Source organism: Acidiphilium sp. 34-64-41 (assembly GCF_002282635.1).
GTDB lineage: Bacteria > Pseudomonadota > Alphaproteobacteria > Acetobacterales > Acetobacteraceae > Acidiphilium > Acidiphilium rubrum.
Window position 1 is genome coordinate 1 of record NZ_NCJX01000052.1, and the last position, 14,597, is coordinate 14,597.

The 14,597-nt window shown below is 63.1% G+C and carries 15 protein-coding genes; 9 read left to right on the plus strand and 6 right to left on the minus strand.

Annotation, left to right across the window (positions count from 1 at the left end):
* Nucleotides 1-392 precede the first annotated feature (392 nt).
* The 3 genes from B7X49_RS11480 to B7X49_RS11490 all read left to right on the plus strand — a co-directional run bounded on the left by B7X49_RS11480 (nucleotide 393) and on the right by B7X49_RS11490 (nucleotide 2,051).
* The gene (locus B7X49_RS11480; protein ID WP_286703933.1) at nucleotides 393-884 is read left to right on the plus strand and encodes a cupin domain-containing protein; all 492 of its coding nucleotides are present in this window, start codon (nucleotides 393-395) and stop codon (nucleotides 882-884) included.
* Between the two features lie 219 nt (nucleotides 885-1,103).
* Nucleotides 1,104-1,586 carry a PEP-CTERM sorting domain-containing protein gene (locus tag B7X49_RS11485; RefSeq protein WP_286703932.1) on the plus strand — a complete coding sequence of 161 codons (483 nt, stop codon included), beginning with the start codon at nucleotides 1,104-1,106 and terminating at the stop codon, nucleotides 1,584-1,586.
* A 57-nt stretch (nucleotides 1,587-1,643) separates the two neighbouring features.
* Nucleotides 1,644-2,051, plus strand: coding sequence for a GFA family protein (locus B7X49_RS11490; RefSeq protein ID WP_286703931.1), 408 nt, complete (start codon nucleotides 1,644-1,646; stop codon nucleotides 2,049-2,051).
* Nucleotides 2,052-2,486: 435 nt separating this feature from the next.
* Here the strand turns inward: B7X49_RS11490 and B7X49_RS11495 are convergent, their stop codons facing one another.
* From B7X49_RS11495 to B7X49_RS11505, 3 genes are all read right to left on the minus strand, one after another.
* On the minus strand, nucleotides 2,487-2,912 hold the full coding sequence (locus B7X49_RS11495; RefSeq protein ID WP_286703930.1) for a type II toxin-antitoxin system VapC family toxin: 426 nt from the start codon (nucleotides 2,910-2,912) through the stop codon (nucleotides 2,487-2,489).
* Complete coding sequence (locus tag B7X49_RS11500; protein WP_286703929.1) at nucleotides 2,909-3,163, minus strand: FitA-like ribbon-helix-helix domain-containing protein; 255 nt, start codon at nucleotides 3,161-3,163, stop codon at nucleotides 2,909-2,911. The genes B7X49_RS11495 and B7X49_RS11500 overlap by 4 nt, the downstream gene beginning before the upstream one ends.
* A 185-nt stretch (nucleotides 3,164-3,348) precedes the next feature.
* Nucleotides 3,349-5,106, minus strand: coding sequence for an aminopeptidase P family protein (locus B7X49_RS11505; RefSeq protein ID WP_286703928.1), 1,758 nt, complete (start codon nucleotides 5,104-5,106; stop codon nucleotides 3,349-3,351).
* Between the two features lie 166 nt (nucleotides 5,107-5,272).
* Between B7X49_RS11505 and B7X49_RS11510 the strand changes: the two genes are divergently transcribed.
* Nucleotides 5,273-5,545: a DUF1127 domain-containing protein gene (locus B7X49_RS11510; protein ID WP_286703927.1), complete on the plus strand. Its 273-nt coding sequence runs from the start codon at nucleotides 5,273-5,275 to the stop codon at nucleotides 5,543-5,545.
* Between the two features lie 262 nt (nucleotides 5,546-5,807).
* Here B7X49_RS11510 and B7X49_RS11515 read toward each other — a convergent pair whose 3' ends face one another.
* The 3 genes from B7X49_RS11515 to metF form a co-directional block, all read right to left on the minus strand.
* Nucleotides 5,808-6,707, minus strand: a complete 900-nt coding sequence (locus tag B7X49_RS11515; RefSeq protein ID WP_286703926.1) for a 50S ribosomal protein L11 methyltransferase — start codon at nucleotides 6,705-6,707, stop codon at nucleotides 5,808-5,810.
* Nucleotides 6,707-8,884, minus strand: coding sequence for an ATP-dependent helicase (locus B7X49_RS11520; protein ID WP_286703925.1), 2,178 nt, complete (start codon nucleotides 8,882-8,884; stop codon nucleotides 6,707-6,709). The genes B7X49_RS11515 and B7X49_RS11520 overlap by 1 nt, the downstream gene beginning before the upstream one ends.
* A 127-nt stretch (nucleotides 8,885-9,011) precedes the next feature.
* The gene (metF, locus tag B7X49_RS11525) at nucleotides 9,012-9,935 is read right to left on the minus strand and encodes a methylenetetrahydrofolate reductase [NAD(P)H] (protein WP_286703924.1); all 924 of its coding nucleotides are present in this window, start codon (nucleotides 9,933-9,935) and stop codon (nucleotides 9,012-9,014) included.
* A gap of 222 nt (nucleotides 9,936-10,157) precedes the next feature.
* Between metF and B7X49_RS11530 the strand changes: the two genes are divergently transcribed.
* From B7X49_RS11530 to B7X49_RS11550, 5 genes are all read left to right on the plus strand, one after another.
* Nucleotides 10,158-10,970, plus strand: coding sequence for a VacJ family lipoprotein (locus B7X49_RS11530; protein ID WP_286703923.1), 813 nt, complete (start codon nucleotides 10,158-10,160; stop codon nucleotides 10,968-10,970).
* A 13-nt stretch (nucleotides 10,971-10,983) separates the two neighbouring features.
* A complete protein-coding gene (locus B7X49_RS11535; protein WP_286703922.1) occupies nucleotides 10,984-11,619 on the plus strand; it encodes a phospholipid-binding protein MlaC in 636 nt (211 codons plus the stop codon).
* A gap of 272 nt (nucleotides 11,620-11,891) precedes the next feature.
* Complete coding sequence (rimP, locus tag B7X49_RS11540) at nucleotides 11,892-12,425, plus strand: ribosome maturation factor RimP (RefSeq protein WP_029312490.1); 534 nt, start codon at nucleotides 11,892-11,894, stop codon at nucleotides 12,423-12,425.
* 29 nt (nucleotides 12,426-12,454) lie between these two features.
* On the plus strand, nucleotides 12,455-13,903 hold the full coding sequence (gene nusA / locus B7X49_RS11545) for a transcription termination factor NusA (RefSeq protein WP_286839456.1): 1,449 nt from the start codon (nucleotides 12,455-12,457) through the stop codon (nucleotides 13,901-13,903).
* Nucleotides 13,887-14,588 carry a DUF448 domain-containing protein gene (locus tag B7X49_RS11550; RefSeq protein ID WP_051657433.1) on the plus strand — a complete coding sequence of 234 codons (702 nt, stop codon included), beginning with the start codon at nucleotides 13,887-13,889 and terminating at the stop codon, nucleotides 14,586-14,588. The genes nusA and B7X49_RS11550 overlap by 17 nt, the downstream gene beginning before the upstream one ends.
* The last annotated feature ends 9 nt before the right edge of the window (nucleotides 14,589-14,597 follow it).

The window sequence follows — 14,597 nt, forward strand, 5'->3', positions numbered from 1 at the left end:
CGGGCCGTGGATTTTGAGGCGGTAGCCGTTGTCGGCCACGGAGCGTTGCAGGGCGCGGAAGATCATCGCGAAGCGCTCGGACGGGTCGGCGGGCATGAAAGGCGCGTTCGAGATCATGACCATGGGTAAACCATGGTGGGTGGGGGGTGAGAAAGGGGTTTGTTAGTGATGTCGTTAGAATTTTGAGGTTAGGGGTGTGGCGGGGCTGGATTGCCGCGCTGCGCTCGCAATGACGTTGTGGGGTTGGGGTGGTTCGGCGGAGACATCGTTTGGCGGGTTTTTCGTATGGTTGAATTGTGCCAGCCCGAGCGTCGCAATATAGGTTTCTGATATCTGTCGAGACCGACTTTCACAATTTGGCTCGGGACGAGCCGTATCAGCGGAGACCATCCATGGATCGACCCGATTTCGTCCGGCATTGGTCAGAGTTGGAAGAGCCTGACGACGCCCATTATCCGGGCGACGACGAGTTGTTCTCGATCAATTCACCGATTGGTCGCAAACTCGGGCTGAGGCGGATCGGGATTCACCACGAGCGTCTGCCGCCCGGTCGTCGGACGTCGTATCCGCATGCCGAGAGCGCGCTGGAAGAGTTTGTGTATGTTCTGGAGGGCACGCCGGATGCCTGGATCGATGGCAACCTGGTTCGCCTGCGGCCGGGTGACGCGGTGGGGTTTCCGCCCGGCACGGGCATTTCGCATACATTCATGAACAACACGCCCGATGAAGTTCGGCTGCTCGTGATCGGTGAGCCGACGAACGAGAACCGGATCCGCTATCCGTTGAACGCGACCTATGAGGCGACTTGCCCGGAGCGCTGGGTTAACCCGCCTGATCGGACGCTCGGTCCACATGACGGGCGACCCAAGGTCGGGACGGTATAGCACGAGCTGGGTAGGTCTGGCCTGGCGCCGCGTGATCGGCGGCGCCGGATGGTGTTGACGGGGCGTTGGGGGTAGGGGCGCCCTGCGGTCGCTGTCGGGATTCTTTACAATCTCGGGTAGTGAAACGACCTAGTGTGTTGGTTTTGTTGGTCAATCGGGACCGGCACGAGTCTTGCTGTGTATCGTTCGGTGGGACACCATGAACCATAGGATGAGACAATGAGACAAAAATTGTTGGCGGGCGCTGCGGCGCTGTGCACGATACTGGCGATGCAGGGCGCGGCCCGGGCCGGGGTGTTTGACTTCAGTTATTCCGGTGTTCTGTTCGGCACGAATACGCCGCAGAGTGTGGTTGGGACTTTGACGACGAGTGGGACGAGTTCGTCGATCACGGCGATTTCCGGGACCGACAACGGTGCTGCGATTACCGGGCTGAGCAATTTTCAGGGCAGCGACAATCTGCTCACCTATCCGGCTGCGCCAAGTTATGTTGATTACAATGGCTTGGGTTTCACGACGGCGAATTTGAGTGCGAACATCTATTATATTTTCGGCTCGTATATTTATGAGGACAGTCATTCCTCATTGGCTACTGCTGGGACGTTTACGGTTACACCGGTTCCCGAGCCAGCTTCGTTGCTGGTGCTGGGGACCGGCGTACTCGGGCTTGCTTTGGTGATGCGCAAGCGTCGCGCGGCGTAACGGCCGGGTGTCGCCCTCGGCGTTTGCCGGGGGCGGCTGTCCTGCTATGATCGGGGGATGCTGAACCTCACCTGTCTCTGCGGGCGCGTGCGGATTGAAGTTCCGAAGCGGCCCGCGTTCATCAACGAATGCAATTGCACGCTTTGCAGCAAGTCGGGCGCGCGCTGGGCGTATTTCCATCCTGCGGATGTCGGCATTGTCGGCACCACGGCGGGATACCGGCGGGACGACAAGGACGACCCGGCCGCGGAGATTCATTTCTGCGCGAATTGTGGTGCGACGACGCATTTTGTCTTGACCGAGAGCGCGATTGCACGATTTGGCAATGTTCAGATGGGCGTGAATATGCGCCTGGCGGATGAGAATGATCTCGCGGGCATTGAATTGCGCTATCCCGATGGGAGGGCTTGGGCGGGGACAGGCGGATTTGGGTATGTGCGGGAGGCGCACGTGTTGGGTCGCTGAGGGCGTTGTGTGATAGTGGTGATGGCTGGAAATCACTGTTCGCTCGAATGTGTCGTTGCCCGAAATGAGGCGGTTAGGTCAGAGTAAACGCAGATGGATCGTCTTCCCACGGATTGAAGATTGCCGCTCCGCTAAACTGCACGTCCTTCGTATTGCGGGTCACCAGAAACAGTTCATTTGTCAGGTTGGGACGTAAACGAGCTCATTCTGTCCACCAACGACGAATGCGAAGCGCAGACCTTGACCAAAATCGGTCGCCCCTCGGCCCGATCCACCCCATAGTCGAACCGTCCGGTTCTCCGTTCGATCGTCGGAAACCGGCCAGACCGCTTTCCACCCGTTTCGGCCATACGAAACTGATCAAGCGGACGGCCGCTTCGGAGCAACGGTGCCTTTCAGCTAAACGACCATTCTGAGGCGCATTGCGGCCGGGCCTTACACCACCGTCGCCCACGGGTTGATGACCGGGATTCCAGCAGCGTGAAACGGCGCGACATCGCGCGAGGCCACGGAGAAGCCTCGTGCTGCGGCAATCGCCGCGATGGAGCCATCGGCCATATTGATCGCCTGTCCCGCGGTTTTTGCCTTCGACATGAGATCGGCATAGGCGCGAGACGCCTCCAGATCGAACGGCAGGACGCGCCGCGTGAATATCGGCAACAGTTCGTCTTCCAGGCGCTCATGCAGAATCTTGCGGCGCTTTCCTGCTGGCATGGCGGCAATTCCAAAACGCAGTTCGGCCACAGTGATCGCCGACAAATACAATGTTTCGACGGCTTGGGCATCGAGCCAGGCCACGATTTGTGGATCGGGCTGGGGTTTCCACGGTTCCGAGACCAGGTTCGTATCGAGAAGGATCATTCGAATGTCATGGGTGTCGCTGGTGTTTGATCGCGGTGCTGCTGGATGGAATCGACATCCTCATTCGTGAGGTCAGCGTCCCGGCCGATGGCGGCGAGCAGGGAGCCGAGCCTGATGCGGCCGGCGGGATTTACGGCATTTTCCAGGATGTCGCGGATTTCGGCTTCTGTGCTGCGGCCGTGCTCGGCCGCGCGCACGCGCAGCGCCCGATGCGTTTCGGCAGGCAGGTTCCGTATTGTTAAAGCGGGCATCGCAGCACCTCATTTCGATTGCAAGCAATGAAATCAGTTGTAAGCTTGTGATATCACATGTTCAAGGTGGTGATCGGCGGGTTGTGCGTTCGAAGCTGCTGAGGCTTTGGCGGGGCGATCGCACAAAATCAGACTAACGAAAGTTTTTTGCTTCTTTTTTTCAAAAAAGCAGTGCTTGCTTCCCCTTACATCGCAGCGCAGGCGGTTTTGAGCCAGGTTTGGGTTTGCTCGTCGACCAGGGGGCTGATCTCTTGCAGGATTCGGGCGTGGTAGGTGTTGAGCCAGGTGATGGCTTGTGGGGTGAGGAGGGTGGGGTTGATCAGGCGGCGGTCGAAGGGGGCGAGGGTCAGGGTTTCGAAGGCGAGGAAGGGTTTTTTGGTGGTGAGGGGGGCTTCGGTGACCAGGAGGAGGTTTTCGAGGCGGATGCCGAAGGCGCCGGGTTCGTAGTAGCCGGGTTCATCCGACAGGATCATGCCGGGGGCGAGGGGGATTGGTTTGGCGCGTTTGTGGAAGCTGACCGGGCCTTCGTGGACGGAGAGGTAGGAGCCGACGCCGTGGCCGGTGCCGTGGTCGAAGTCGAGGCCGGCTTGCCAGAGGGGGGCGCGGGCCAGGGCATCGAGTTGCGGGCCGGTGGTATCGGCGGGGAAGATGGCGCTGGCGAGGGCGATGTGGCCGGCGAGGACGCGGGTGAAGCGGTCGGTGATCAGGTCGGGTGGGGTGGCTGGTCCGGTCCAGAGGGTGCGGGTGATGTCGGTGGTGCCGTCGGGGTATTGGGCGCCGCTGTCGATCAGATAGACTTCGTTGGGGTGGATGGCGCGGTTGCTGGCTTCATCGGCGCTGTAGTGGATGATGGCGCCGTGTTCACCGGCGCCGGAGATGGGGTTGAAGCTTTCGGCGCGGAAAGCGGGGGCGGCGGCGCGGTAGGTGCGGAGGGTGGCGGCGGCGGTGAGTTCGGTGAGGCTGCCGGTGGGGGCGGTGTGGTCGAACCAGGCGAGGAAGCGGCACATGGCGGCGCCGTCGCGGATGTGGGCGGCGCGGGCGCCTGATTGTTCGACCGGGTTTTTCAGGGCGCGGGGCAGGACGCAGGGGTCATCGCCGGAGACGGTGATGGCGCCGGCGTCGCCGAGCATTTGGGTCAGGCGGATGGGGGCGGTTGCGGGGTCGAGGCGGATGCGTTTGCCGCGCAGGGTGGCGAGGGTTTCGGCCATGGCTTCGCGCGGGACGATGCTGACCGATTGGCCGAGTTGGGCGCGGGTTTCGGGCGGGATTTTGGCGGGGTCGATGAACAGGATGGCGGAGGCATCGCGCCGGAGGAGGGCGAAGCAGAGGGCGATGGGGGTGTGCGGCAGGTCGGCGCCGCGCAGGTTGAGCAGCCAGGCGATGGCGTGGGGGTCGGTGAGGAGGACGGCGTCGGCGCCGTCATCGCCGATGGTGGTGGCGATGCGCTGGCGTTTGGCGGTGGCGGATTCGCCGGCGCATTCGATGGGGTGCGGGGTTGCCTGGGCGGATGGCGGGGCGGGGCGATCGTTCCAGAACTTGTCGATCGGGTTGGCGATGGGGACCATGGTGAGGCCGGCATCGGTGAATTTGGTGATTGTGTTGGCACTCATCAGCCAGGGGTCGTAGCCGATTTGGCCTCGGTGGCCTCGGGTTTTCAGCCAGGTTTCGGGTGGGGTTTCGGTGATGTGGAGGCGCTGCCAGATGGCGCCATCGGTCTGGGATTCGAGTTGCAGGGTGTAGCGGCCATCGGAGAAGACGGCGGCCTGGTCGGGGAGGACGATGGCGAGGCCGGCGCTGCCGGTGAAGCCGGTGAGCCAGGCGAGGCGGGCGGCGCTGTCGGGGACGTATTCGCCGAGGAATTCGTCGTTGCGGGGCTGGATGAACCCGTCGAGTCCCTGTGACTGCAATGCTGCCCGCAAGGATGAGATACGCTCTTTCATCATATCTTAATCAAATTCCTATCATGTTTTTGCATAGCTGACAGAGAAAACACTCGCTCCACAAATCGTGATCTCACGCTTATGTTGCACTGCAAGACGACGATGACGATTGGCAATGACGCACAGATCGCCCTCCCCGCCTTTTGTTATTGAACCGAAAGAGAAGATCATGACCATTTCAACGAACTCCACCAAACTCGGCTCCCCGGTCGCTGACGCGATCGCTTCGCAGAACGCCGCGATCGACGCTGCGCTGCGCGACAATTTCAACCGTACGGTTGCCATGTTCGAGCGCGTCCGCGCCATGTTCACGCAGCAGCGCGCGGCACGGCTGGCGTATCGCGAATTGTCGGAACTGAACGATCGTGAGTTGGCCGACCTCGGCATCGCACGCTCGGATATCCGCAACGTGGTGCGCGGCAAGTTTCCGTCGCGCGTTTGAGCGGCGGCTTTTAAGGACGTAAGGCCAGGGGCTCCGCCAAAGGCCCCGCGGGCAAGATGCCCGCTACCATACGATAAGGCGCGCGACGCGCGCCGGGCTTTGGAATCCATTGATTTCAGACAAGGGGAGAGCGGTGCTCTCCCCTTGTCGCGTCTGAGGCCTTGATCGCCCTTCCCTTGCCTAAACCGAGCGGGTTCTAAGGGCTCGGCCCTTAGTGGGGGGGTCGGGGGGCAAAGCCCCCTGATCTTGCTTGCTTCAAACGTCACACCACCCCGCCCCGGATCGGTTTTTCGAGGATCAGGGTGGTCCATTCGCCGTCGTTGATGCGGTGTTTCAGTACGAGGCCGTGGCGGCGGTGGGCGGAGAGGACCCAGTTTGCCTGGCGGTCGAGCAGGCCGGCGAGGATGGCGGTGCCGCCGGGGGCGAGTTTTGCGGCGAGTTGGTGGGCCATGGCGGCGAGCGGGCGGGCCAGGATGTTGGCGAACACGAGGTCGTAGGGCGCGTGGCGGCGCAGGGTCGGGCTGAGCCAGCCATCGGCCTGGCGGGCGCGGAACAGAGGGGCGGTGCCGTTGATCGCGGCGTTGGTGGCGGCGACGCGGACGGCGCGGGTATCGATATCGGTGGCGAGGACGCGGCGGCCCCAGATTTTGGCGGCGGCGATGCCGAGAATGCCGGAGCCGGTGCCGAGATCGAGGATGCGCAGCGGTTGGCGGCGTTTGGCGGTGCGTTCGAGCGCGAGGAGGCAGCCGCGGGTCGAGCCGTGTTCGCCGGTGCCGAAGGCGAGGCCGGCGTCGACCGTGATGACGTGACGGCCGGGGGGTTTGCTGGTTTTGATGTGGGTGCCGCGGATGGCGAAGCGCTGGCCGATTTTCTGTTCGGGAAAGCCCTGGTAGCTGCGGGCGAGCCAGCCGCCGGCGGGGACGCGGATGCGTTCGATCGCCGGGCTGATGCCGCTGGCGGCTTCGGCGAGGATGAGGGCGGTGACCAGATCGCCGTCCGACCCGTCGATTTCGCGGAGGCCTTCGACGACCCAGGTGTTGGTTTTTTCATCGAGGAAGAAGCCGACGGTGCGGCAGCAGCAGCCGAGTGCGGCCTCGAAGGCTTCGAGCGCGACGGCGGGGACGGTGAGGATGATGCGTTCGAGCTGTTCGACCTGGGGCATCAGGCGCGCTCCACGAAGCGGTCGAGCACGCGTTTTTCGCCGGCGGTTTCGAATTTGATGTCGAGGCGGTCGTCATCGGTGTCGATGATGATGCCGTAGCCGAATTTCTGGTGGAACACGCGGGTGCCTTCGGTGAGTTTATCGGTGCGGGGTGGGCGGGCCTGGGTGTTCCAGGCGTCGTCACGCCGGGCCAGCAGGGGGGTTGCGGTGGCGAACACCGGCGGGGCGGCCAGGCGCTGTTCGCGCGCGAGGCTGGCGGAGCCGCCCATGGTGATGAAATCGGCCGGCAGTTCCTCGATGAAGCGGGAGGGGACGCTGGATTGCCAGTTGGCGTAGATGCGGCGGTTGGCGCAGTGCGAGATGATGGCGCGCTGCTTGGCGCGGGTGATGCCGACATAGGCGAGGCGGCGTTCTTCCTCGAGCGATTTGGCGCCGCCTTCATCGAGCGAGCGCTGGTTGGGGAACACGCCTTCCTCCCAGCCGGGCAGGAACACCGTGTCGAACTCCAGGCCTTTGGCCGCGTGCAGGGTCATCAGGAACACTTTGTCGTCATCCACCTCGTTATCGTTGTCCATAACGAGGGAAACATGTTCCAGGAAGCCTTCGAGCGTGTCGAAATCGGTCAAGGCGCGGACGAGTTCCTTGAGGTTTTCGATCCGGCCGGCGGCATCGGGGGTTTTTTGCTCCTGCCACATGGCGATGTAGCCGCTTTCATCGAGCAAGGTGGCGAGGGTGGTGACGTGGCCGTCGCGCTTGAGGGCGGCGCGCCAATCGGCGAGTTTGGTGATCAGGTCGCGCAGACCGTCGCGGGCCTTGCCGCGCAGGGTGGCATCGGCCGCGATGCGGGCGGCGGCTTCGGCGAGGGGGGTTTGATCGGCGCGGGCGCGTTCGTGGATGGTGCGCAAAGCGGTGTCGCCCAGGCCGCGCTTGGGGGTGTTGACGATGCGTTCGAAGGCGAGGTCGTCGGCGGGTTGGGCGAGGACGCGGAGATAGGCGATGGCGTCGCGGATTTCGGCGCGTTCGTAGAAGCGCAGGCCGCCGATGATGCGGTAGGGCAGGCCGATCGCGATGAAGCGTTCCTCGAAGGCGCGGGTCTGAAAGCCGGCGCGGACCAGCACGGCGCATTCGGCGAGTTTATGGCCGTCGCGGCGGAGGGTTTCGACGCGGGTGGCAACCGCGCGGGATTCCTCATCGGAATCCCAGAAGGCCAGGATCTCGACGTTTTCGCCATCGGCATCGGTGCGGCTGGCGTGCAGGGTTTTGCCGAGGCGGTCTTCGTTATGGGCGATCAGGCCCGAAGCGGCGGCGAGGATGGGGGCGGTGGAGCGGTAGTTGGCTTCGAGGCGGACGATTTTGGCGCCGGGGAAATCGGCCTCGAAGCGGAGGATGTTCTCGATTTCGGCACCACGCCAGGAGTAGATGCTCTGGTCGTCGTCACCCACGCAGCAGATGTTCTTGTGGCTCTGGGCCAGCAGGCGCAGCCAATAGTATTGGACCAGGTTGGTGTCCTGATATTCATCGACCAGGATGTAGCGGAAGCGGCGGTGGTAGTCGGCCAGGACCTCGGGGTCGCGGCGGAGGAGGTCGTAGGCCAGGAGGAGCAGGTCGCCGAAATCGCACGCGTTGAGGGCGCGCAGGCGATCCTGGTAGGCGGCGTAGAGGTCGCGCGCGGATTCGGCACCCCAGTCGATATCCTGGTCGCGCGGCACGGCATCGGGCAGGAGGGCGCGGTCTTTCCAGCGCTGGATGGTGCCCATCAGCCCTTGCGGGGTGAAGCGCTTGGTATCCATCCGGCGGGCTTCCATCACCTGTTTGAGCAGGCGCAACTGATCGTCGGAATCGAGGATGGAGAAGCTCGAGGTGCGTTCGACCCGCTCGGCGTAGCGGCGCAGCATGCGGGCGGCGAGGGCGTGGAAGGTGCCGAGCCAGAGGCCTTCGGCCGGTTGGTCGAGCAGGGCGGAGACGCGCTCGCGCATTTCGCGGGCGGCCTTGTTGGTGAAGGTGACCGCGAGGATCTGGTTGGGGAAGGCGCGGCGGCTGAGCAGGATATGGGCGAATCTGGTGGTCAGGACGCGGGTTTTGCCGGTGCCGGCGCCGGCGAGCACGAGGACGGGGCCGTCGGTTGCTTCGACGGCTTCGCGCTGGGCTTGGTTCAGGCGGGTCAGGTAGGAGGTCAAGAGACCGCTTCTTTTTTGGAAAAAAGAAGCAAAAAACTTTTATTCATCTGGGGCACGGGCGGTTTTGCGGGCACGGGCTCAGGGAAATGAAGTTTTTTTGCTTCTTTTTTTTCAAAAAAAGAAGTCTTCACTTGCCCTTGACCCCAAGGATACGCGCGATCGCGTAGGTGAGGTCGGCGCGGTTCAGGGTGTAGAAATGGAACTCGTCGATGCCGTTGGCCTGCAGGATGCGAACCTGTTCGGCGGCAACGGCGGCGGCGACCATTTTGCGGGTTTCGGCATCGTCATCGAGTCCGTCGAACATCTCGCCCATCCAGGCCGGGACCGAGGTGCCGCCCATTTCGCCGATGCGCTTGGCCTGGGCGAAGTTGGAGACCGGCATGATGCCCGGGATGATCGGGGCGGTGATGCCGGCGGCGAGGGCGCGATCGAGAAAATCGAGGTAGTGGGATGTGTCGAAAAACACCTGGGTGATCGCGCGGTTGGCCCCGGCATCGAGCTTGCGCTTGAGATTGTCGAGATCGGCCGCGGGGCTTGCGGCCTGGGGGTGGGTTTCGGGGTAGGCGGCGACCGAGATGTCGAAATCAGCGACGCGCTTGAGGCCGGCGACCAGATCGGACGCGAAGGCGTAGCCGTCGGGGTGGGTCTGATAGGGCGCGCCGCCGGGAACATCGCCGCGCAGGGCGACGATGTGGCGGACCCCGGCATCCCAGTAGCGGCGGGCGACATCATCGACCGCGCCGCGCGTGGCGCCGACGCAGGTAAGATGGGCGGCGGGGATCAGGCTGGTTTCGCGGACCAGGCGGAGCACGGTGGCGTGGGTGCGTTCCTGGGTCGAGCCGCCGGCGCCGTAGGTGACGGAGACGAATTGCGGGGCGAGCGGTTCGAGGCGGCGGATGCAGGCCCAGAGCTGGGCTTCCAGCGCCTCGGTCTTCGGGGGGAAGAACTCGAAGGAAATGTCCGGGACCGCCTGGATGCCGCCGGGCAGAGGGGCGATGCGCGGGCCGGACAGCCAACGTTGCAGGGCGGCGCGGGGTGGTTCATGGCTCATCGCAATCTCCTTCGCGGCGTGGTGGCAGCAAGCGGCGCTGCTGGCAAGGCTGCGGACGCGGCGCGGGAACGTTCATGCCTGATGGCCGCGACAAGCGGTTGATCATGCTCGCTCTTGCGCTACATATCGGGTAACAAAACGACTCGTAAATAGTCTTGGCGCTGGCGTGAGCCGTATTTAAGTGAAGGCGGCCCTGATTTTCAGGGTCGATGAAGGAGGCCCATGGGCATCGTGATCAAATCGGTTGTGCCGCTGTTGGCGGCTGGGTGTCTGCTGGCCGGATGTGCAACGCCGCCGCCGCAGAGCAACAAGGCCGCGTATCAGGCTTACCAGGAGCAGAACGACCCGCTCAAGCCGTTCAACAAGGCGTCCTATCATTTCGACAACGCACTCGACACCTACGTGCTGCGGCCCGTCGCGATCGGGTATATCGACGTGACGACGCCGGGGATTCGCCGGCATGTCGGTGAGTTCATGAGCAATACGGACGCGCCGGCGCAGCTGCTCGAATTCATGGCGGCGGGCAAGCCGCGCGATGCCGGCACGACGCTGGTGCGGTTTCTGGTCAATTCCACGGTGGGGATCGGCGGGTTGTTCGATCCGGCGAGCGCGCTGGGGTATCATCCGGTCTATACCGATGTGGGTCTGACGCTGGCGGGCTATGGCGTGCCGCAGGGGCCGTATTTGTATCTGCCGTTCGCGGGGCCATCGAATTTGCGTGACGCGACGGGGATTCCGGCATCGATCGTGCTGAACCCGACGTTTCCGGCACCGCCCTCGACCGGTTTGACCATTTTCAACTACGGGTCCGACGCGCTGAGCGTGGTGAACACCCGTGCCGAACTGCATGGCATGATTTCGAACATCAAGAAGACCTCGCTCGATCCCTATGCCACATTCCGGAGTCTTTATCGCCAACATCGTGCCGCAGAGTTGAAGGACATCAACAAGCGCGACGTCGCCACACCGCCGGCCTGGTACTCGGCCGCGCAACGCAAGGCGATGATGCACGACGAATACGATTCCACCAACTAGAAAGGACTGCCCCATGGCCGCCTATTTCCGCCGTGTTCTACTCGGCGCCTTTGCCGTGATGCCGGCGCTGGCGCTGTCGCCCATCGTTGCCGGGACTGCCTTCGCCGCCGCGCCGAGTGCTGCGACTGCCAAGACGTTCATCAACGATTCGGGTCAGAAACTGGTCTCGATCATCAACGGGCCCGGCTCGACCAGCCAGAAATCGGCCGACCTGCGGTCGCTGGTGAACAACATCGTCGCGGTCGATCAGATCGGCAAATTCGTGCTCGGGCGCTATTACCGGGTGGCGACGCCGGCGCAGCGGAGCGAATATATGCAGCTGTTCCACCAGACGCTGGCCTACAACATCACCACCCAGATCCGTGCCTACAAGGGTGTTACCTTCACGACCGGGCGCGTGACCAGCGGGCCGGAGGGCGAGATGGTCAGCACCGAGGTCAGCCGCCAGGGCCAGGCGCCCGCGCATGTGCAATGGGTGGTCGATACCGTTGGCGGGCAGCCGAAAATCGTCGACGTGGTGGTTGAAGGCACGTCGCTGCGGGTGACCGAACGATCGGATTATTCGAGCGTGATCAATGATCATGGTGGTCAGGTGCAGGCGTTGCTGAGTGCCATGAAGCAGCAGCTTTCGCGGATGCAGGCGGGGTGAGGCGTTAGGGGAAGGAAGGCTTCTTTTTTGTAAAAAAGAAGCAAAAAACTTTTTGACTTTGGGGCACGGGCGTTGGAACCGGCGCAGTCCCAAATTAATAAAGTTTTTTTGCTTCTTTTTTGTTCACAAAAAAGAAGATTTTCCTTCCCTTCAGCGTGGCCTTGCCTCATCGCGTTTCCGGGGCTATAGAGCACAAAAATCATACTCCAACCTTCACGGAGGTGGCCTCAACGGGCCGCCTTTTTTGTTGCCCAACCGCCTTTGTTCCGAGAATGCCAAGCTTGAACCAGACTCGCCCGCAACACACCGGCCTTGAGGGCCGTATCGCCGATCTGATTGCCCCCGGGCTCGAATCGATCGGGTATGAACTCGTCCGCGTCACCATCATGGGCAAGCAGACGCCGACCGTGCAGATCATGGCGGACCGGGCGGATCAGACGCAGCTTTCGCTCGATGATTGCGAGCGTATCAGTCATCTGGTCTCCGCGGTGCTCGATGTCGATGATCCGATCAGCAGCGCGTGGACGCTCGAAGTGAGCTCCACCGGGATCGACCGGCCGTTGACGCGGGTGAAGGATTGGAACCGGTTTGCCGGGCATCTGGCCAAGATCGAGATGGATGTTCCGATCGCCGCCGGGCGCAAGCGGGTGACCGCGACCGTGCTGAGTGCGGATGACACCGCGGCACGGGTGAAGCTCGATACCGGCGAGACCGTCGATTTGCCGCATCATGATATCCGCAAGGCCAAGCTCGTCCTGACCGAAGATTTGATCAAGGCGACCGAAACGCCGTCTCCCCCGAACTGAACCATTCAGAGCAAAAGAGCGAGATTTCCATGGACACCGCGATTGCCCGCCCCGAACTGCTCCTTGTCGCCGACGCCGTTGCCCGCGAAAAGCAGATCGACCGCGACGAAGTGCTGGAAGCGATGGAACAGGCCATCCAGAAGGCCGGCCGTGCCAAATACGGGCATGAGAAGGATATTCGTGCGACGATCGACCGCAAGACCGGCGATGTGCGGCTGTCGCGCTGGACCGAGGCGGTCGAGGTGGTGGAAAATGAAGAGACGCAGATTCCGCTGCATATTGCCAAGAAGTTCAAACCCGAGATCGAGCTCGGCGGGCATCTGATCGATCCGCTGCCGCCGATCGATTTCGGGCGGATCGCGGCGCAGACCGCCAAGCAGGTGATCGTGCAGCGGGTGCGCGAATATGAGCGCAAGCGCCAGTATGACGAGTTCAAGGACCGCGTCGGCGAGATCATCACCGGGGTCGTCAAGCGGACCGAGTACGGCAATCTGATGGTTGACCTCGGCCGGTCCGAGGCTCTGCTGCGGCGTGATGAGACGATTCCGCGCGAGAATCTGCACAATGGCGATCGGGTGCGGGCGTTCATTTACGACGTGCGCGAAGAGCCGCGCGGGCCGCAAATATTTTTGTCTCGCACTCATCCGGGGTTTCTCGCGAAATTGTTTGCCCAGGAAGTGCCGGAGATTTACGAGGGGATCATCGAGATCAAGGCGGTTTCGCGTGATCCGGGGTCGCGCGCGAAGATGGCGGTGATTTCGCGGGATGCCTCGATCGATCCGGTCGGCGCCTGTGTCGGTATGCGCGGTTCGCGGGTGCAGGCGGTGGTGGCCGAGTTGCAGGGCGAGAAGATCGACATCATTCCCTGGTCGCCCAACCCCGCGACCTTCGTGGTCAATGCGCTGGCACCGGCCGAGGTTTTGAAAGTCGTGCTCGATGAGGAGGCCGGCAAGGTCGAGGTTGTGGTGCCGGATACCCAATTGTCGCTGGCGATCGGCCGGCGCGGCCAGAATGTGCGGCTCGCATCGCAATTGACCCGCTGGGATATCGATATTCTGACCGAGGCCGAAGAGAGCGAGCGGCGCCAGGAAGAGTTCCGCCGGCGCTCGCATCTGTTCGTCGATGCGCTCGATGTCGATGATGTGATCGCCGGATTGCTTGTCACCGAAGGATTTGAAGGGATCGAAGACTTGGCTTCTACACCATTGGATGAACTGGCCTCGATCGAAGGGTTCGATGAGGGCATTGCCGCCGAATTGCAGCGCCGGGCGGAGACCGCGATCGAGAAGCGGGCGGGCGAGCTGGAGGACAAGCGCAACGCGCTGGGCGTGACCGACGAACTCGCCGATCTCGAAGGTCTGTCGGCGGCGATGCTGGTCGCGTTGGGTGAGGCCGGCGTGATCGATGAAGAGAGCGCCAATGCGATCATCATGGCGGCGCGCGCGCATTGGTTCGAAGGGGATGAAACACCTGCCTGAACCCGAGCCGGCCGCATCCGAGACGATCGAGGACGACGCGGCCGATCATGTCGGTCCGCTGCGCCGTTGCCTGGTCACGCGGGAGCGCCATGAGCGTGAGACGATGCTGCGCTTCGTGGTCGGGCCCGATTCGACCATGCTGGGCGACGCGCTGGTGTTCGACGTGGCTGCAACCCTGCCCGGTCGTGGGCTGTGGTTGAGTGCGCGGCGGGATGTGGTAGACATGGCGCTCAAGCGCGGCGTGTTTGGCAAGGCTGCCGGCAAGCGGCTGGTAATCCCTGAACGGCTGGCCGATCGGGTCGAGCATGTTCTGGAAAATCGGGTCGTCGAGTTGCTGGGGCTGGCCCGGCGGGCTGGTGCGGCGGTCGGCGGGTTCGAGAAGGTGAAGGAACGGCTGGCGGCCGGGCAGACTGCCCTGCTGGTCATGGCGTCCGACGGCAGCGAGGCGGAACAGGCCAGGGTACGGGGCCATCACAAGGTCGCCATGGTGCGGCCGCTTTCGGCACAGCGGCTTGGTGCGGTTTTCGGACGCGAGCGCACCGTGCATGTCTCGATCGGACCTGGCAAACTGGCTGGTATGATCGCAACCGAGGCCGCCAGATTGGCAGGTGTTCGTCCCGCGGTGATTGCGGGGGACATTGCCAGTGCGGCGGAGAGCGGGCAGAGAGAGCCGCAACCGGGGTGACACCCGGAT